Genomic DNA, 18,209 nt, shown 5'->3' on the forward strand with positions numbered 1-18,209 from the left:
GCCCGATGGCGTCGGCAGATCGCGCATCCGGGCTGACCGCGCTCGCCCGCCTCGGGTTCACCCAACTCGCCGCCGCCGACGCGCGCCTGGACGAGTTGAGCACAGCGACCGGGCTCGCCCGCGACGCGCTGGCGCGGTCCGCCGGGGGCGCCGCGGACCCGGACGAGGCACTGGACGCGCTCGCGCGGGTGGCGGGGCGGGACGCCGCGGCCGTCGCCGCGACGCTGGCGGACCCGCAGGGGAGTCGGGCCGCCTGGGCGCTGGTGGGCGCCTCGCACGGCTTCGGCGACTTCTACCTCCGGCATCCCGACGCCCTGGCGGACCTGTGCGTGCCGCACCCGACGCTGCCCGCCCGGGAGGAGCTCTACGCCGAGCTGAGGGATGCCGTCGGCGCGCGGGACGGCTTCACGCCGGCGGGCACCGAGCAGACGTGGGTGGCGCTTGCGCATCCGCTACCGTCGCCTCCTGGCCCGCATCGCCGTGTTCGACCTGCTCAGCGACGACGCGATCGAGGCGGTGGCCGAGGTTTCGCGGGCTCTCGCCGACGCCGCCGGCGCCGCCCTGGACGCCGCCCTGAGCATCGCCCGCACGCGGGTGGCCGAGGGCGGCGAGCTGTCGCTGTTCCCCCGCGACCAGGTCGCCGCGGTGCGGCTGGCGATCATCGGGATGGGCAAGTGCGGCGCGAGCGAGCTCAACTACGTGAGCGACGTGGACGTCATCTTCGTCGCCGGCGCCGCTGCGGACGCCCCGGCGGAGCTGTCCGAGAGCCGCACGATCGACATCGCCACCCGACTGGCGGTTCAGACCATGCGCGGCATCTCGGGAATGGAGATCGAGCCGCCGCTGTGGGAGGTGGATGCGAACCTGCGCCCCGAGGGCAAGCAGGGGGCGCTGGTGCGCACCGTCGAGTCGCACCTGTCGTATTACGACCGCTGGGCGCGCAGCTGGGAGTTCCAGGCGCTGCTGAAGGCGCGCCCGGTGGCCGGCGACCTCGCTCTGGGCGACGAGTACGTGAGCGCGGTGCACGAGCGCGTCTGGAACAGCGCGGCTCGGACCGACTTCGTCGAGAGCGTCCAGCGGATGCGCGAGCGGGTGACCGACAACATCCCGGACGAGGATGTCGCCTACCAGCTCAAGCTCGGCCCGGGCGGCATCCGGGATGTGGAGTTCACCGTGCGGCTTGCCGAGCTGGTGCACGGGCTGACCGACCCGGCCATCCGCCAGCGCGGGACGCTGGACGCCCTGGCCGCACTGGTGCGCGAGGGCTACATCGGACGGGCGGACGCCGCCGCGTTCGACCGGGACTACCGGACGCTGCGGGTCCTCGAGCACCGGGTGCAGTTGCGCGGGCTGCGGCGCACGCATCTGATGCCCGCCCGGCCGGAGGATCGGCGGGTCCTGGCCCGGGCCAGCGGCCTGGCCGAGAGCGGCGAGGCGGTCTGGACGCTGTGGGAGAGGGTCAAGCGCGAGGTGCGCGACATCCACGTCCGGCTGTTCTACCGTCCGCTGCTGTCGGCGGTGGCCTCGCTGCCCGAGCAGGAGCGGAGCCTGTCGACCGGTCAGGCGCACGATCGGCTCGCGGCGATCGGATTCGTCGATCCCGCGGGGGCGCTTCGGCACATCGCGGCGCTGACGACCGGCATCAGCCGGAAGACGACGATCCAGCGGCACCTGATGCCGATCATGATCCGCTGGTTCGCCGACGGCGTCGACCCGGACTACGGGCTGATCGCGTTCCGGCGGATCAGCGAGCGGCTCGGCGACACGCCGTGGTTCCTGCGGATGCCTGCGCGATTCGTCCGGCGCGGCCGAGAGCCTGACCCGCGTGCTGTCCGGATCGCGGTACATCGGCGAGCTGATGGAGTGGATCCCGGAGTCCGTCGCCTGGCTCGACGACGCTGCGCGGCTGCGTCCGCGCGAGGCGGCGGCGCTGGAGCAGGAGGCCCGGGCGATCCGCCTGCGGCACCGCGACATCGGGCCGGCCCTGCGATCGGTGCGCGCGCTGCGCCGCCGCGAGCGCTGCGCACCGCGATGGCGACCGTCCTCGGAGCGCTCACGCTGGAGGAGCTGGCGCAGGCACTGACGATCATCACCGAGGTCACGATCCAGGCGCTGCTGGACGCCGTATACCGGGAGGTGGTGCCGGAGGACGAGCGGTCGCTGGAGTTCGCGATCATCGCGATGGGCCGGTTCGGCGGGGCCGAGCTCGGTTTCGGGTCCGACGCCGACGTGCTGTTCGTGTTCCGCGCCGGCGACGTCGAGCCGGAGCGGGCGGCGCTCCTGGCCCGCCGGCTCGTCGCCGGGCTGCGGGAGCACGCGGAGGACCACCGGGTGCCGTTGGACCTGGACGCCGACCTGCGCCCCGAGGGCAGGAACGGCCCGATGGTGCGCTCGCTGGACGCGTACCGCGAGTACTACCGCCGCTGGTCGGTCTCGTGGGAGGCTCAGGCCCTGCTGCGGGCGCGCGGGGTCGCCGGCAGTCCGGAGCTGATAGCCGACTTCATGGCGCTGGCCGACCAGGTGCGCTATCCCGCGGCGGTGCGCGAGAGCGACCTGCGGGAGATCAAGCGGATCAAGGCGCGGGTCGAGGCGGAGCGGCTGCCGCAGGGTGCGGCGCCCGAGCGGCACCTCAAGCTCGGACCGGGCGGGCTCAGCGATGTCGAGTGGCTGGTCCAGCTGATCCAGCTCGAGCACGGGCACGCGCATCCCGAATTGCGCACCACGGCCACTCTCGGCGCGCTGCGCGCCGCCACCGCGGCCGGCTTCGTGCCGGATGCCGCGGCCCGCCGGTTCACGGAAGCCTGGCGGCTCGCGGGCCGGCTGCGGTCGGCCAACACGCTGTTGGGCGGCCAGACCAGCGACGTCCTGCCGTCGGACCGTCGGCAGCTGGACGGGATCGGCCGGCTCCTGGAGTACCCGCCCCGGTCGGCCACCGCCGTCGAGGAGGCCTGGATGCGGGCGTCCCGGCGCGCCCGGCGGGAGTTCGAGAAGCTGTTCTACGGCTGATCCGACCCACGGCGAAGGGGCCCGGACACCGTCCGGGCCCCTTCGCCGTGTCCGACGTCAGACCCCGAAGTACAGCTCGTACTCGAAGGGGTGCGGACGCTGCGCGAGCGGCTTGATCTCGTTCTCGACCTTGTACTCGATCCAGGTCTGGATGAGCTCTTCGGAGAACACGCCGCCCTCGAGCAGGAACGCGTGGTCGGCGGCGAGGGCGTCCAGCGAGTCCTGCAGCGAGTTCGGCACCTGCGGGATGTTCTTGGCCTCCTCGGGCGGCAGCTCGTACAGGTCCTTGTCGATGGGCTCGTGCGGCTCGATGCGGTTCTTGATCCCGTCCAGGCCCGCCATCAGCTTGCGCGGCGAACGCGAGGTACGGGTTGCCCGAGGCATCCGGTGCGCGGAATTCGATGCGCTTGGCTTTCGGGTTCGAGCCGGTGATCGGAATGCGGATGGCCGCCGAGCGGTTGCCCGCCGAGTAGACGAGGTTCACCGGCGCCTCGAAGCCCTTGACCAGCCGGTGGTAGCTGTTCAGCGTCGGGTTGGTGAACGCGAGCACCGCGTCGGCGTGCTTGAGCAGGCCGCCGATGTACCAGCGCGCGATGTCGCTGAGTCCGCCGTACCCCTTCTCGTCGTAGAACAGCGGGTCGCCGCCGAGCCACAGCGACTGGTGCGTGTGCATGCCCGACCCGTTGTCGCCGAACAGGGGCTTGGGCATGAAGGTCGCGACCTTGCCCCACTCCTCGGCGGTGTTCTTCACGATGTACTTGAACTTCAGGATGTCGTCGGCCGCGTGCACCATGGTGTCGAAGCGGTAGTTGATCTCCTGCTGCCCGCCGGTGCCGACCTCGTGGTGGGCCCGCTCCAGCTCCAGCCCCGACTCGATCAGGCGCAGGCTGATGTCGTCGCGCAGATCCGCGGTCTTGTCGACCGGGGCCACCGGGAAGTAGCCGCCCTTGAACGGGGTCTTGTTGGCGAGGTTGCCGGACTCTTCCACCCGCCCGGTGTTCCAGGCGCCCTCTTCGGAGTCGACCGAGTAGAAGCTCGAGTTCTCCTTCACCTCGTAGCGGACGTCGTCGAAGATGTAGAACTCGGCCTCGGGGGCGAAGAACGCGGTGTCGGCGATCCCGGTCGAGGCGAGGTACTTCTCCGCCTTCTTGGCGACCTGGCGCGGGTCCTTGCCGTAGATCTCGCCGGTGCGCGGGTTGTAGATGTCGAAGAGCATGATCAGCGTCTTGGCCTCGCGGAACGGATCGACGTAGGCGGTCGTGACATCCGGGATCAGCTGCATGTCGGACTCGTGGATGTTCGCGAAGCCCCGGATCGACGATCCGTCGAACAGCTGACCGACGCTGAAGAACTCCTCGTCGACGGTGGACGCGGGGATGTTGAAGTGCTGCTGCACACCCGGAAGGTCCGTGAATCGGATGTCGAGGAATTTGACGTCCTCGTCGGTGATGTACTTCAGGACCTCGGCGGGCTCCGTGAACATATTTCTCCCTGTAGGGGTGGGATGGGGTCGGTCGCGCACGGGGCGCGGACACGATCAAACCTATCGAAGCAGCGTTGCCCGGCCGTATCCCGGATGTTTCCGGCATGTTACACGGACGTCTAGGCTGGAACGGTGCCCGATGCCACTGCGCCCTCGTATCCCGGCGCCCGATTGGGACTGCCCGAGAACGGTCCGACCAGCGTGGCGCGGTTCGGCCGTCGGGTCGCGGCGCTGGCGATCGACCTGGCCACGGCCGGCCTGATCGGCTATGCGTTCTTCCACTCCACCGCCCCGGTGACGGGGGTGATCGTGGCCGACCCGGTGGCGACGAACATCGTGTTCGCGATCGTGCAGATCGTGTTCATCCCGACCATCGGCGGAAGCCCCGGACACCGCCTGGTCGGACTGCGGCTGATGCGGGTGCACGGCGGCTGGGTGGGCCTGTGGCGGCCGCTGGTGCGCACCGCGCTGCTGTTCCTGATCGTGCCGGCCTTGATCTGGGACGCCGATCGCCGCGGTCTGCACGACAAGGCGGCCGGCACCGTCCTGATCCGGGTCTGAGCGCGACTCGCGCCGGTCAGCGCGGCCGCGGTGCCCGGGCGCGCATCGGGTCGATCCCCTTCGGGATCGGCAGCGACGCCAGCGACTGGGACACGGACTCGAGGCGCTTGATGACCGCAGCCTGCGTTCCCCGGTTGATCGCCTTGGGCAGCTTCTTCACGGTCTTGGCGAGATCGCCGATCGCGACGTCCTCGGGTCCGTGACCCACGTACAGCACCGTGATCGGAACGCCGCTGGCGACGCGCTTGGCCTTGGAGCGCTCCTCGTTCACGAGACGGGTGAGCCGACCTCGCGATCCCTCGCCGATGACCACGATCCCGCCGCGGCCGACGGCGCGATAGACCGCCTCCTGCGTCTTCGGGTTCACGCCGACCGGGGTGTCACTGGCCGACCAGCTTGCGTCCGAGCGAGGTCGAGACGACGTGGCCGACCGCGCCGGGACGGCCGTCGATCTTCTGGTACATCGCCTTCGTCGACAGCCGCGTCATCGTCATCAGCGAGGCCAGGATGCCGAACAGCAGGCCGGTGAACCCCCACAGGATGATGCTCCACACGGCGACCGGCGGAAGCAGGAAGCCGACCAGGATGCCCACCCAGATGCCGACGATGAGGATGCCGATCAGGGCCCAGGGCAGCCAGGGGAAGACTTCCCTGGTGAAGGTGAAGAGGGACTTGAGCTCGAGAAGAAGTTCGGCTTCTTCTCCGGCTGGGGACTGCGTGCGGCCATGCCCACCAGCCTACCTTTCCTCCCCGGCTCCTCCCCAGCCGGGGAGGAGCCGGGCACCGTCCACAGATCCGGTGAATCCATCCGCGACCGTGCGCGCGGGCGAGAACACTGGGGTCATGGACGAGGACAGCACCATACAGATGCCATCCGGACGGATGGCCCTGCCGACCGGGCCGCGCCGGATCCGCGCGATCGCCCCGCCGCAGGCACCGTGGCCGGGCGCGCTCGTCCACGACCGGGACGGCCGGACGGCGCTCCTTGTCGCCGCCGGCGAGCTGGCGGCCGGGTGGGCGTGGCGTGCGGCGGCCGTCGGGCACATCGCGGCGCCGATCGATCTGGTGCGCACCCGGGACGGCCACGACGTCGTGATGCCGCTGTGCACCGAGCGGGTCGACGGGTTCCTGCGTCGCCGCCACGAGGCCGACCTGCCGCTGTCGCCGGGTGAGCTGGTGACCCTCGTGGTGAGCGTGCTGCGGGGCACGGCGGAGGCCATCGCCGCGGCCGCGCCCGGCGAGCGGACCCGGGTGTGGGCGGGGGTGTGGTGGCTGACCGACGACGGGCGGCCGCTGCTGGTCGCCGATGGATCCGGTGAGGCGGATGCGAGCACCGATTCTGGATGCGGCAAGCGCCCTGGTGGGGGAGGTGCGGCCGGATGCCGACGACTCCCGCCTGCGGGCGGCCATCGACCGGGCCGCCGAGCTGCTGGCCGAGCCGAGGGCGCTGGACCGCGGGGTGCCCGAGGTCGAACGGCAGCTCTTCGCGGCGGCCGCCCCGGCGCCGCTGGCCACGACCGCGTTCGCCCCGATGCGCGCGCGTCGGGCGGCGGCCGGCCGCGCCGATCCCGCCCCTGCCGTCCCGAGCGCCGCATCGACCCGCTGGTGGGAGCCGATGCTGGCGCACGTCGATCGGGGCATCGGCGAGATGGTGTCGGATGCGGCGACGTCGGTGTGGCGGCGCCTGCGCGCGGATCGTCCGGGCAGGCGCCGGCATCCCGTCCTTCTGGCCTCGGGCGTCGCGGCAGGAGTGCTGGCAGTGGGACTTCTCTGGCCCGAGCCCGGACCCTCGTCGGCGGTCGCCGAGGGGACGACCACCGCGGCCACGGCGCACGCCACCGAGTCAGGGGGTGCCGCCCGGCCGACGCCGGCGCCGAGCACCAGAGAGAAGACCGCGGCGCCGGTGGATGCGCTGACCGCCGTGACCGCGCTGCTGGATGCCCGGGCCGGGTGCGCGGATGCCGCGTGTCGGGCTCGCAGCCAGGAGGATCCCGCCGCGGTCTTCCCCGACGGTGCCGCCGCCCGTGCGCCGGACGAGCGCACCGTGTCACTGGTGGATGACTACGGCGGTGCGGCCGTGCTGCGCGTGCGCGCGAAGGACGGCACCGGGCCGGATCAGCTCATCGTCGCGGTGCGCACGGACGAAGAATGGCTGCTCCGCGACGTGCGCGCCGTCGCGGAGCAGCGATGAGGGCGTTCAGATGCCGAGGTTCGCCTCGAAGGCGCCGGCCTCGAGGCGCGACTTCATCGCGCTGAGGAAGCGGGCGGCGTCGGCACCGTCGACGATCCGGTGATCGTAGGACAGCGCGAGGTACACGTAGGAGCGGACCGCGATGGCGTCCTTCCCGTCGACCTGGACCACTCCCGGCCGCTTCACCACGGCGCCGGTGCCCAGGATCGCCGACTGTGGCAGGAACACCACCGGGGTGTCGAAGAGCGCACCGCGCGAACCGGTGTTGGTCAGCGTGAATGTGCCACCGGCCAGCTCGTCCGGCTTCAGCTTGTTGTCGCGGGTGCGGGCGGCGAGGTCGGCGATCTCGTGCGCGATCTCGGCGATGTTCTTCGCCCCGGCATCCCGGATCACCGGCGTGAGGAGGCCACGCTCGGTGTCGACCGCGATGGACAGGTTCTCCGCCGCCGGGTACACGATCTTGTCGGTGTCGACCGTCGCGTTGACCACGGGGTAGGCCTGCAGAGCCTCGGCGGCGGCAACGGCGAAGAACGGCAGGAACGACAGCTTGTCGCCGGTCTTGGCGAGGAAGTCGGCCTTGACCCGGTCACGCAGCACCGCCAGACGCGTCACGTCCACCTCGATGACGGTGGTCAGCTTGCGCGGTCTGCTGCATCGAGGCGACCGCACGCTCGGCCAGCACCTTGCGCAGTCGCGACATCGGCTGTGTGGTGCCGCGCAGCGGCGAGACCTCGACCGGAGCGGCCGCGGCGGGCGCCGCCGTCGCGGCGGGCTCGGACGCGGCCTGGGCGGCCTTGAGCACATCCTCCTTGCGGATGCGTCCGCCCACCCCGGTGCCCTTCACCGTGCTGAGGTCCACGCCCTGCTGCTGAGCGAGGCGACGCACCAGGGGAGTCACATACGTGATCTCGTCATCGCCGCCGACAGCGGCGGCCGCTGCGGGAGCGGGCGCGGCGGGAGCCGGGGAAGTCTGGGCTGGCGGCGCCGGGGCGGTCTGCGGTGCGGATGCCGGGGCCTCCTGCTTCGGCGCTTCCTGCTTCGGCGCTTCCTGCTTCGGGGCTTCCTGCTTCGGAGCCTGCTGAGTCGGCGCGGCGGGGGCGGAGCCGGCGGCGCCGATGCGCGCCAGGGGAGCGCCCACGGCGACGGTCTCGTCCTCGGCGACGAAGATCTCCTGCACGACGCCGGCGAACGGCGACGGGATCTCGGTGTCCACCTTGTCGGTGGAGATCTCCAGCAGGGCCTCGTCGGTCTCGACCGTGTCGCCGACCTGCTTGAGCCAGCGGGTGACCGTGCCCTCGGTGACGCTCTCGCCGAGTTCCGGCAGGACCACGTCCTTGCCTTCGCCGGAGGACGCCTCCGGCTCGGCCGGGGCCGCCGCCTCGGCGGGTGCGGGCTCTGCCGGTGCCGGCTCCGCCGGGGCGGGCTCTGCCGGGCGCTGCCTCGGCCGCCGGAGCGGACTCTGCCGGTGCCTCTTCGGCCGCCTCGGTCGCGGGCTCCGCCGCGCTGCCGGAGCCATCGCCGATCTTCGCCAGGATCGCGCCGACCTCGACGGTCTCGTCCTCGGCGACCAAGATCTCCTCGAGAACGCCGCTGATCGGCGACGGGATCTCGGTGTCCACCTTGTCCGTGGAGATCTCGAGCAGGCCCTCGTCCTCCTGGACGGTGTCCCCGACGTTCTTGAGCCAGCGGGTGACCGTTCCCTCGGTGACGCTCTCACCGAGCGCGGGGAGGACCACGGAAGTGCTCATGGGTATGTCTCCTTCAGAAAGCAGATGTCGGATCTAGCTTAGTGATGCGGCCACGGTCGCGCTGTCAGAGCGCGTGCAGCGGCTTTCCCGCCAGCGCGAGGAATGCCTCGCCGAGCGCCTCGCTCTGGGTGGGGTGCGCATGGATGAGCGGGGCGATGTCCTCCGGGTGCGCCTCCCACCCGACCGCGAGCTGGCCTTCGGTGATCAGCTCGCCCACGCGGTCCCCGAGCAGGTGCACACCGAGGATGGGCCCGTCCACGCGACGGACGACCTTGACCAGCCCGGTCGTGCCGATGATCTCGCTCTTGCCGTTGCCGGCGAGGCTGTATTCATAGGCGCGGATCGCGTCCGCACCGTGGGCCTGGACGGCCTGCGCCTCGGTGAGTCCGACCGAGGCGACCTCGGGGCTGCAGTAGGTGATCTTCGGGATCTGCGTCTCCGGCACGGGGAGCGGATCGAGCCCGGCGATCTGCTCGGCCACGAAGATGCCCTGCTGGAACCCGCGATGGGCCAACTGCAGGCCGGGCACGATGTCTCCCACCGCCCACACGTGCGGAACGTCGGTGCGCAAGCCGGTCGTCGGTCGTGACGAAGCCCCGGTCCAGTACGACGCCCGCCTCCTCGTAGCCGAGATCGGCGGTCACCGGGCCCCGCCCGACGGCCACCAGCAGGTAATCCGCCTCGATCGTCTTGCCGTCCTCGAGCGTCACGGTCACCGTGTCATCCGTCTGAGTGGCCGAGGCGAACCGCACACCGAGCGAGTATGCGATGCCGCGCTTGCGGAACGCTCGCTCGAGCCCCTTGCTCAGGGCGATGTCCTCGTTGGGGAGCAGATGGTCCAGCGCCTCGATCACCGTGACCTCGGCCCCGAACGAGCGCCACACGCTGGCGAACTCGACCCCGATCACGCCGCCGCCGAGCACTGCGACCTTCGCCGGCACTTCGTCCAGGCCCAGTGCCTGCTCGCTGGTGATGACCCGTCCGCCGATCTCCAGCCCCGGAAGCGTGCGGCTGTACGAGCCGGTGGCCAGGATGACATCGGTGCCGCGCAGGGTGTCCTCGCCCACGCGCACAGACCGATCCGGCTCGAGCATCCCCATGCCGGCGACGACGGTGATCCCGCGGGCTGAGACCAGCCCCTGCAGGCCCTTGTACTTCTTCGCGACGATCCCCTCGCGGTACGCACGCAGCCCCGCCACGTCGATGCCGTCCAGGGAGGCGCGGACGCCGAAGGATGCCGAATCCCGCGCGGCGTCGGCGACCTCGGCCGCGTGCAGCAGGGCCTTGGTCGGGATGCACCCGCGGTGCAGGCAGGTGCCGCCCACCTTGTCCTTCTCGACCAGCGCGACGCTCTTGCCGAGTTCGGCCGCGCGCAGCGCCGCGGCGTATCCGCCGCTCCCGCCGCCGAGGACGACGATGTCGTAGGTGTGCTCTGCCATCACTGCTCCGCTTCTTCGAGGAATGAGATGAGCGCCCGCACGGTCGAGCCGGTCGGGCCCTTGTCCGTGAAGCCGTACGGGGCGCCGGGGTTCTCGCCGGATCCGGCGATGTCGAGGTGCATCCAGGGGATGCGGGGGGCGTCGTCGGCATCCGACACGCGGCCGACGAAGCGCTGCAGGAACAGCCCCGCGAACAGCGATCCGCCCGAGCGGTCGCCGATCTTCGCGTTCTGCAGGTCGGCGATGGGGGAGTCCAGCTCCTTCTCCATGTGCGCCGGCAGCGGCAGCGGCCACGCCTGCTCGCCGGTGCGCGCGGCGGCGGACAGGAACCGGTCGACCGCGTCGTCGGAGCCCATCACCCCGGTGTGGCGGTGGCCGAGCGCCACCACGATCGCTCCCGTGAGGGTCGCCACATCGACGATCACGTCGGGCTTCTCCCGGCTGGCGGCGACCAGGCCGTCGGCGAGCACCAGGCGGCCCTCGGCATCCGTGTTGCGCACTTCCACGCTCGTCCCGCCGAGCGTGCGCAGCACGTCGCCTGGACGGATCGCCGAGCCGGACGGCATATTGTCCGCGATGCACATCCACGCCGTGATCCGGACCGGCAGATCCAGCGCGGCCGCCGCCCGGGTGACCGCCAGGACGGTGGCCGCCCCGCACATGTCCGACTTCATCCCGACCATCGAGGCCGGCGGCTTCAGCGACAGCCCGCCGGTGTCGAACGTGATGCCCTTGCCCACCAGCGCCACGTGCCGGTGCGCGCCCGCCGGTGCATACTCCAGCCGCACCAGCCGGGGCGGGCGCGTCGAGCCCTGGCCCACGCCGAGGATGCCGCCGAAGCCTTGGTCGGCGAGCTCCTGCTCATCAAGCACGGTCACCCGGATCGGCAGCTCGGCGACCGCGTCCCGTGCCCGGTCGGCGAGGTCGGCCGGCCCGAGCCACTGCGCCGGCGTGGAGGTGAGGTCCTTCACCAGCGCGACCGCCGATGCGGCGGCGTCGATGCGGGCGATGTCGGCGTCGGTCAGCTCGGAGGCGTGGACGGTCACGCGGCGTGCGCGCCGCCGCCGGTCCGTGCCGCTCTTGTAGTCGTCGAACCAGTAGCCGCCGAGGGCCGCACCCTCGGCGGCGGCGCGCTGCCGCTCCGCGTCGACCCCGGGCACGCTGACCGCGACGCTCTCGAAGCCGGTCAGGGTCCGCACGGCCGCGCCCACGGCATCGCGCACGTCGTCCGGGCCGGGTGCCGCGCCGGTCCCGACGACGGCCAGCCGCTGCGCTTCGGCGGCGGGATGGGGGATGCGGTGGACCGCACCGGTCTCGCCGGTGAAGCCGACCGCCTCCAGCGCTCCGGCCAGTCCGGGACTGTCGTCCAGGTCCGCCTGCTCCAACGGCGGAAGCGCCAGGATCACCAGATCTGCGTCGGATTCACGGACGGCGGCGCTGCTGGACGCCAGCTTCGGGAACGGCATGGCCCCCATCCTACGAGCGCCCGGATCGGCCGACGGGCGCCGGAGTCGGGCGCGGCACGGGCCTGTTCGCTGAGAGCGGTATGCCGGACCCGGGCGGTGGCGGCCTTCTAGAGTGGAGGCATGCCCCAGAACGCGCCGCTGTTCGATCGTGCGGCGTCCGCGCCGCCGGTCCCGCGGGGACTGCCGCTGGTCATCGCCCTCACCGGGTTCACCGATGCGGGCGGCGCCGTCTCGCAGCTGATCGACCTCATGCGCGACGACCTCGATCCCATCCCGCTCGTCGTCTTCGACAACGACGTGCTGCTCGACTATCGCGCACGGCGTCCGCTGGTCACCTTCGACGGCGAGCGGATCACCGGGTACCGGCCGTCCCAGCTCGAGCTGTCCCTGGTGCGCGACGCGCTGGGTCAGCCGTTCCTGCTGCTGGCCGGCTACGAGCCGGACTTCGTCTGGGAGGGGTTCGCGCGCGCGGTGCTGGCACTGGCGGCCGAGTACGCGGTGGCGTCCGTGACCTGGCTGCATGCCATCCCGATGCCGGTTCCGCACACCCGCCCGATCAGCACCACGGTCAGCGGGACGCGCGCCGCCCTCACCGAGGCGCATTCCGTCTGGCGCCCGCACACCCAGGTGCCCGGGACGATCGGCCACCTGCTCGAGCACCGGTTCGCCGAGGCGGAGGTGCCGGTCGCCGGATTCGTGCTGCTGGTCCCGCACTATCTGGGCGACACCGAGTATCCGGCGGCGACGCTGGCCGCACTCGACAGCATCACCGCGGCGACCGGACTGGTGTTCGCCGGCGACGATCTGCGCGCGCGCAACCGCGAGTTCCTGCAGCGGGTGCAGGAGCAGGTGCAGGAGAACGAGGACCTGACCCGCATGCTGGGCGGGCTCGAGGAGCGCTACGACGCCTACATGGCGGGCTCGACGAACGCGGCGCCGATGGTCCACACCGGCGATCTGCCCAGCGCCGACGAACTCGCCGCCGAGCTGGAGCGCTTCCTCGCCAGCCGCCCGCCCGCAGATGACGGCCGCGGCGGTCCGCTGTCCTGACCTCGGCGTCCGGCGCGAGCGACGGAATATTGCGGATGGACGGGACGTTTTCCCTCTTGGAGGTCCCCATCCACACGTCCAGGATCACGCCTGGGATGTGCGACAATGGATCACCGACCCGTTGTCAGCACCCGCATCCCTCCGGAAGCGGACTTGACAAGGGTCTTACTAGTGTCCGAAACCGACACTAATGTCCGAAACCGACCGGGGGAGTCGTGACAGGCCCCCGGTGAAAGGCGAAACGTGACCGCAGGCACGAAGACCACCACCCGTTCCCGCGCGAAGGACACCGACGTCGAAGAGGTCTCGGCGGATGTCGCCGTGGCCGAAGAGCCCACGAAGAAGGCGTCCTCCGCCAAGCCCGCCGCCAAGACTGCGGCGGCGAAGAAGCCCGCTGCCAAGAAGCCGGCGGCCAAGAAGCCGGCCGCGAAGAAGAGCACGGCCAAGAAGTCCTCCGACGACGACACCGTCGAGGAGGACGAGATCGATGGCGCCGTCGACGCCAAGAACACGACGGACAAGAGCACCGCCGACGCGGACGCCCCCGACGACGATGACGAGGACGAGCACGGCGAGGCGAAGAAGAAGGAATTCACCGAGCCGCTGCCCTCCGGCGCGATCGTCATCTCATCGAAGGACGAAGAGGATGTCCCGGTCTACTCGGCGCAGATCACCGGCGCCACCGCCGACCCGGTCAAGGACTACCTGAAGCAGATCGGCAAGGTGCCGCTGCTGAACGCGGCCGAAGAGGTCGAGCTGGCCATGCGGATCGAGGCCGGCCTGTTCGCAGAGGAGAAGCTGTCGCACATGTCCGCGGCGGAGAAGTCCGCCAAGCTGGGACTGGACCTGCAGTGGGTCGCCCGCGACGGGCAGCGTGCGAAGAGCCACCTGCTGGGCGCCAACCTGCGTCTGGTCGTCTCCCTGGCCAAGCGCTACACCGGGCGCGGCATGCAGTTCCTGGACCTCATCCAGGAGGGGAACCTGGGTCTGATCCGTGCGGTCGAGAAGTTCGACTACACGAAGGGTTTCAAGTTCTCCACCTACGCCACCTGGTGGATCCGTCAGGCGATCACCCGGGCCATGGCCGACCAGGCGCGCACCATCCGCATCCCGGTGCACATGGTCGAGGTCATCAACAAGCTCGCCCGCGTGCAGCGCCAGATGCTGCAGGACCTGGGCCGCGAGCCCACACCCGAGGAGCTCAGCCGCGAGCTGGACATGACGCCCGAGAAGGTCGTGGAGGTGCAGAAGTACGGCCGTGAGCCGATCTCGCTGCACACCCCGCTGGGCGAGGACGGCGACAGCGAGTTCGGCGACCTGATCGAGGACACCGAGGCGGTCGTGCCGGCGGATGCCGTCGGCTTCACGATGCCTGCAGCGCCAGCTGGAGTCGCTCCTGGACTCGCTGTCCGAGCGCGAGGCGGGCGTGATCCGCATGCGGTTCGGCCTCGGCGACGGCCAGCCGAAGACCCTCGACCAGATCGGAGACACGTTCGGCGTGACGCGTGAGCGGATTCGCCAGATCGAGTCGAAGACGATGGCCAAGCTGCGGCATCCGTCCCGTTCGCAGTCGCTGCGGGATTACCTCGAGTGAGCGGCGAGGCCAACACCGGCAAGGCACTCACCGTCACGATCGACGGTGCGTCGTACGCGCGGATCCCGATCCGTACGCGCGTGGTGATGCCTGGTGATGACCTCGACGTGTTCGTGCGGGAGCACGCCGCCGACCAGGTCCGCTCCGGTGACATCCTCTTCGTGACCGAGAAGATCGTCGCGATCACCCAGGGACGGTCCTTCCCGGTCAGCGAGATCCAGCCCCGTCGGCTGGCGGTCTTCCTGTCGAAGTACGTCACCCGCACGCCGTACGGCATCGGCCTGGGCATGCCCGAGACGATGGAGATGGCGCTGCGCGAATGCGGCACCATTCGCATCCTCTTCGCCGCCGGCGTCTCGGCGGTGACCAAGCTGTTCGGCCGCAAGGGCGACTTCTACCGCGTGGCCGGTGACCGGGCGCGCGCCATCGACGGCCCGACCGCCCATACGATCCCGCCGTACAACGAGGCGGTCGTGCTGGGCCCCGAGCGTCCGCGCGAGGTGTCGGCCCGGCTGCGCTCTCTGCTGGGCGGCGTCTGCGATGTGGCTGTGGTCGACATCAACGACCTCGGTGGGAACATCCTCGGCTCCACGCTGGACAAGGCCGGCGAACACCGGCTGCGGGCGATCCTGAGGGACAACCCGCTCGGTCAGGGCCACGAGTCGACTCCGCTGGGCATCGTCCGCGCGGTCTGATCGCCCTGCGCCGCTCCGCGCGACGGATTGTGCATGGCGACCTCTGCGTTCAGCTGTCGCTGATGTACGCGAAGCCGGCGTTTCACGTGCATCGGGGACAGATGAAGGTCGTGCGGGCTTGCGTCGGCGCGGGGCGGTGAGCCGCCGCTTTGTTCGTATCTGGGTCACACCTGAAGGCAAGGATGGGGGATGCTGATACCGACCGATCTGACGGGATAATCAGTGATTGACCATTGACATGGCGAAGCTTCGTTCGATACACTGAGGGTAGTTCACCGAGGAACAGACCGGAGGTTTCGCTGATGTCATCATCGTCTGCGGGCCGGTCTGCGGTGCTGTCGGAGTTGGACGAGATCATCGATCATCTGGCCGGGTCGCGGGAGCGGGCTGCATCCGCGTTCGCGGCGGAGATGTTCTTCTTCGAGCGGGTCGCCGGGGTGGTCGAGGAACGGGAGCGGGAACGCGCGGTCCGGGACGGGGACGGGGCGGTCACAGCCTCGTCGCAGTTGGGGATGCGGGAGGTGTATGCCGAGGTCGCGGCCGCGTTGCGGCTCAGTGAGTGGCAGGTGGCGCGGAAGGTGTCGCAGGCGTGGAGCCTGACCCACCGGTTCTACGAGACGTTGTGCGAGGCCAGCGACGGCCGGATCTGGCCGGAGCATGCGACGTTGATCGCGGAGACCGGTGCGGTGATCGAGGACGATCAGGTGCGCCGTCAGTACGAGGCGGTCGCTGTGGATATGGCGGGGGAGATGACCCCGGCCCAACTGCGGCCGGCGCTGTCCGGGCTGGTGTCCCGGCTGGACCCGGAAGGCACCCAGCAGCGGGTCCGGGACGCGATCACACGCCGCAAAGTGACGGTGCGGGAGTTGGAGCCGGGGCTTGCCCGGATCACCGCGGACCTGCCCACCACCCAGGGTGTCGGGATCGTGAACCGGCTGCAGGAGATGGCCGATCAGCTGTACGAACAGAACGCCGCCGACCGCGCCCAAGCCCAAGCCGCGGCTGCGGCCGCCGATGCGAACGCGGATGCGAACGCCGGGTCAGACCCGAACGGCGACCGTGCCGACGCCGACGCGAACGCGGATGCAGACCCGAACAGCGACCGTGCCAAAGCCGACGCCGACACGGACGCGGACTCGGACGGCGTCGCGGACGGCGGCAGCGATGATGCCCCGTCTGAAGAGGCCGGGTCTGAGGAGGCCGGGTCTGAGGAGGCCGGGTCTGGGGAGGTGGTGGTTGATGAGCGGACCCGGTCGCAGATCATGGCGGACGTGTTCACTGACCTGCTGCTGACCAACGTCCCCGACGGGCACGGCACCACCGAGCAGGCCAAAGAGAACCTCGGGGCGATCACCGGGACGGTGCAGGTCACGATCCCGGCCGGCACCCTGACCGGGCAGACCGCCGGCGGGGCGACCGTGACCGGGTTCGGGGCGATCGATGACCAGACCGCCCGGGACCTGGCCGGGGCGGCCCGGGCGTGGACCCGGGTGTTCACCGACCCGTGCACCGGGGTCCCGACCAGTGTGGACCGGTACCGGCCCTCGAAGCGACAGCGGCTGTTGTTGCGGGTGCGGGATGAGCACTGCCGGTTCCCCGGCTGCCGCCGCCCCGCCCACAAATGCGACATCGACCACACTGTCGCGTACGCCGAGGGCGGGCAGACGTGTCTGTGCAACCTGGCACACCTGTGCAAACGCCACCACACCCTCAAGCACGAGACCGACTGGGTCGTCATCCAGCGGCCCGGCGGGATCCTGGAATGGACCGCACCCACCGGACGCGTCCACCACACCCGACCACCCGGCACCGTCAGATTCCAACCCATCGCGCTGATCACCGACGAACCACGACACAGACACGCCCTCGCCCGCGACCCTGCACCCTTCTGACGCGGCGCCGGCGGAGTCCCGGGTCGGGATCAGCCTCTACAGGTCGAGGCCGGTGGCGTCTCGATAGCGCGAGAGCAGTCCGGTGCGCACGCCCGAGACCGTCGGCTTCATCTGGAACACGCTGGAGTTGTGGTTGGCCTCGATGACCGCCGGCCCGTCTGGGGTGATCGCGATGTCCCAGCCCATGTACGGGACCTGCGGAAGCCGGCGCGAGAGCCGCTCCACCATCTGCAGCGCCTCGGCATACATCGGCACCCGCAGGCCCTCGATCTGGACGCCCGTGACCGGATGGCGCTCGTACACGTGACTCTGCTTGTCCACGCCCGGGTAGAGGGCCACGCCGTCGTCATCGAGCATCGTGAACATCCCGCCGCCGGCGAAGTTGTCGATCACGCCGCCATTGCCGATGCGCAGCACCGCGGCGATCACATGGAATACGCCGGCCGGATCCAGAAAGGTCACCAGCCGAACCGTGTTCACGCTGCCCGGATAGACCGCGGCGAGGTCGGCGTGCTGGGGGAGGATCTCCTCCAGCAGCGTCTGGCCCCGAGCCACCTGCTGCGTGCGCCAGGCGTCGACGTCGTCGATGTCGGAGGTCGCGATGCGGTCGATGCCGGCGCCCCCGAACCCGCCCACGGGCTTGGCCAGGACGTATTCATGCCGTCCGAGGAATGCGCTGATCCGGTCCGGATCGGCGGTCGCGACGTCGATCCACTCGCGGCGGATGTCCGCGTCGAAGTCGCGATAGAACCGCGGCTTGTCCTCGACCAGTTCCTTCGCCGTCGGGCTGTTCAGGAGCTTGGTGATGCGGAATGACTTGGGGTGGGTCATCCAGGTCTTGCGTTCACGCGCCTTCAGCAGTCGGATGTCCCACACCGCATAGTCGCGGAAGCCCATGTCGTAGCGCACGGAGCACCACAGCATGTCGGCGATGATGACCGGGGTCGGGGCCTTCGAGACCCGCTTGACCTGGTCGGTGAACTCGGCCAGATTCGCGGGGCTCAGGTGGCGGGCACGGTCGGCGAGATAGCGCAGACGCATGGCGAGTTGACCCATGCGCTCGAACGTATCACGGGGTGTTCGA

General features: G+C 70.6%; 9 protein-coding genes and 5 pseudogenes. 7 read left to right on the forward strand and 7 right to left on the reverse strand.

The window, feature by feature from the left end; all coding sequences use genetic code 11:
- The first annotated feature begins 5 nt into the window (after window positions 1–5).
- Window positions 6–3,006: pseudogene (locus L2X98_RS19270) on the forward strand (bifunctional [glutamine synthetase] adenylyltransferase/[glutamine synthetase]-adenylyl-L-tyrosine phosphorylase).
- 57 nt (window positions 3,007–3,063) lie between these two features.
- Here the strand turns inward: L2X98_RS19270 and glnA are convergent.
- Window positions 3,064–4,489 (reverse strand): annotated as a pseudogene (gene glnA / locus L2X98_RS19275) (type I glutamate--ammonia ligase).
- A gap of 132 nt (window positions 4,490–4,621) precedes the next feature.
- Here glnA and L2X98_RS19280 point away from each other — a divergent pair.
- Window positions 4,622–5,050 carry an RDD family protein gene (locus tag L2X98_RS19280; RefSeq protein WP_259611935.1) on the forward strand — a complete coding sequence of 143 codons (429 nt, stop codon included), beginning with the start codon at window positions 4,622–4,624 and terminating at the stop codon, window positions 5,048–5,050.
- A gap of 16 nt (window positions 5,051–5,066) precedes the next feature.
- Here the strand turns inward: L2X98_RS19280 and L2X98_RS19285 are convergent, their stop codons facing one another.
- Both L2X98_RS19285 and L2X98_RS19290 read right to left on the reverse strand, forming a co-directional pair.
- Window positions 5,067–5,417, reverse strand: coding sequence for a DUF4191 domain-containing protein (locus L2X98_RS19285; protein ID WP_259611936.1), 351 nt, complete (start codon window positions 5,415–5,417; stop codon window positions 5,067–5,069).
- A 13-nt stretch (window positions 5,418–5,430) separates the two neighbouring features.
- The gene (locus L2X98_RS19290; protein WP_259613394.1) at window positions 5,431–5,685 is read right to left on the reverse strand and encodes a DUF4191 family protein; all 255 of its coding nucleotides are present in this window, start codon (window positions 5,683–5,685) and stop codon (window positions 5,431–5,433) included.
- A 689-nt stretch (window positions 5,686–6,374) separates the two neighbouring features.
- Between L2X98_RS19290 and L2X98_RS19295 the strand changes: the two genes are divergently transcribed.
- Window positions 6,375–7,241: a hypothetical protein gene (locus L2X98_RS19295; RefSeq protein WP_259611937.1), complete on the forward strand. Its 867-nt coding sequence runs from the start codon at window positions 6,375–6,377 to the stop codon at window positions 7,239–7,241.
- 6 nt (window positions 7,242–7,247) lie between these two features.
- On the opposite strand, the pseudogene sucB reads toward L2X98_RS19295, so the two are convergent.
- From sucB to L2X98_RS19310, 3 genes and pseudogenes are all read right to left on the reverse strand, one after another.
- Window positions 7,248–8,989 (reverse strand): annotated as a pseudogene (gene sucB / locus L2X98_RS19300) (2-oxoglutarate dehydrogenase, E2 component, dihydrolipoamide succinyltransferase).
- A gap of 64 nt (window positions 8,990–9,053) precedes the next feature.
- Window positions 9,054–10,428: pseudogene (lpdA, locus tag L2X98_RS19305) on the reverse strand (dihydrolipoyl dehydrogenase).
- A complete protein-coding gene (locus L2X98_RS19310) occupies window positions 10,428–11,894 on the reverse strand; it encodes a leucyl aminopeptidase (protein WP_259611938.1) in 1,467 nt (488 codons plus the stop codon). Before L2X98_RS19310 ends, lpdA begins: the two are co-directional and overlap by 1 nt.
- Window positions 11,895–12,014: 120 nt before the next feature.
- On the opposite strand from L2X98_RS19310, the gene L2X98_RS19315 reads away from it, so the two are divergent.
- From L2X98_RS19315 to L2X98_RS19330, 4 genes and pseudogenes are all read left to right on the forward strand, one after another.
- Window positions 12,015–12,944 carry a proteasome assembly chaperone family protein gene (locus L2X98_RS19315; RefSeq protein ID WP_259611939.1) on the forward strand — a complete coding sequence of 310 codons (930 nt, stop codon included), beginning with the start codon at window positions 12,015–12,017 and terminating at the stop codon, window positions 12,942–12,944.
- 243 nt (window positions 12,945–13,187) lie between these two features.
- Window positions 13,188–14,538, forward strand: a pseudogene (locus L2X98_RS19320) (RNA polymerase sigma factor).
- A complete protein-coding gene (locus L2X98_RS19325) occupies window positions 14,535–15,233 on the forward strand; it encodes a coenzyme F420-0:L-glutamate ligase (protein ID WP_259611940.1) in 699 nt (232 codons plus the stop codon). The pseudogene L2X98_RS19320 and the gene L2X98_RS19325 overlap by 4 nt, the downstream one beginning before the upstream one ends.
- 302 nt (window positions 15,234–15,535) lie before the next feature.
- Window positions 15,536–17,125 (forward strand): HNH endonuclease signature motif containing protein, encoded by a 1,590-nt coding sequence (locus L2X98_RS19330; RefSeq protein WP_259611941.1) that lies wholly within the window; start codon window positions 15,536–15,538, stop codon window positions 17,123–17,125.
- A 36-nt stretch (window positions 17,126–17,161) separates the two neighbouring features.
- Here the strand turns inward: L2X98_RS19330 and L2X98_RS19335 are convergent, their stop codons facing one another.
- Window positions 17,162–18,181 carry a sugar-transfer associated ATP-grasp domain-containing protein gene (locus L2X98_RS19335; RefSeq protein WP_259611942.1) on the reverse strand — a complete coding sequence of 340 codons (1,020 nt, stop codon included), beginning with the start codon at window positions 18,179–18,181 and terminating at the stop codon, window positions 17,162–17,164.
- Window positions 18,182–18,209 lie beyond the last annotated feature (28 nt).

This window comes from Microbacterium elymi (assembly GCF_021582895.2).
Classification (GTDB): Bacteria; Actinomycetota; Actinomycetes; order Actinomycetales; family Microbacteriaceae; genus Microbacterium; species Microbacterium humicola.

What these genes read in the sequence shown, in the direction of transcription:
- L2X98_RS19335 (WP_259611942.1), bottom strand. Translation starts at nt 18,181, where the DNA reads ATGGGTCAACTCGCCATGCGTCTGCGCTATCTCGCCGACCGTGCCCGC.
- L2X98_RS19310 (WP_259611938.1), bottom strand. Translation starts at nt 11,894, where the DNA reads ATGCCGTTCCCGAAGCTGGCGTCCAGCAGCGCCGCCGTCCGTGAATCC.
- L2X98_RS19295 (WP_259611937.1), top strand. Translation starts at nt 6,375, where the DNA reads ATGCGAGCACCGATTCTGGATGCGGCAAGCGCCCTGGTGGGGGAGGTG.
- L2X98_RS19315 (WP_259611939.1), top strand. Translation starts at nt 12,015, where the DNA reads ATGCCCCAGAACGCGCCGCTGTTCGATCGTGCGGCGTCCGCGCCGCCG.
- L2X98_RS19330 (WP_259611941.1), top strand. Translation starts at nt 15,536, where the DNA reads ATGTCATCATCGTCTGCGGGCCGGTCTGCGGTGCTGTCGGAGTTGGAC.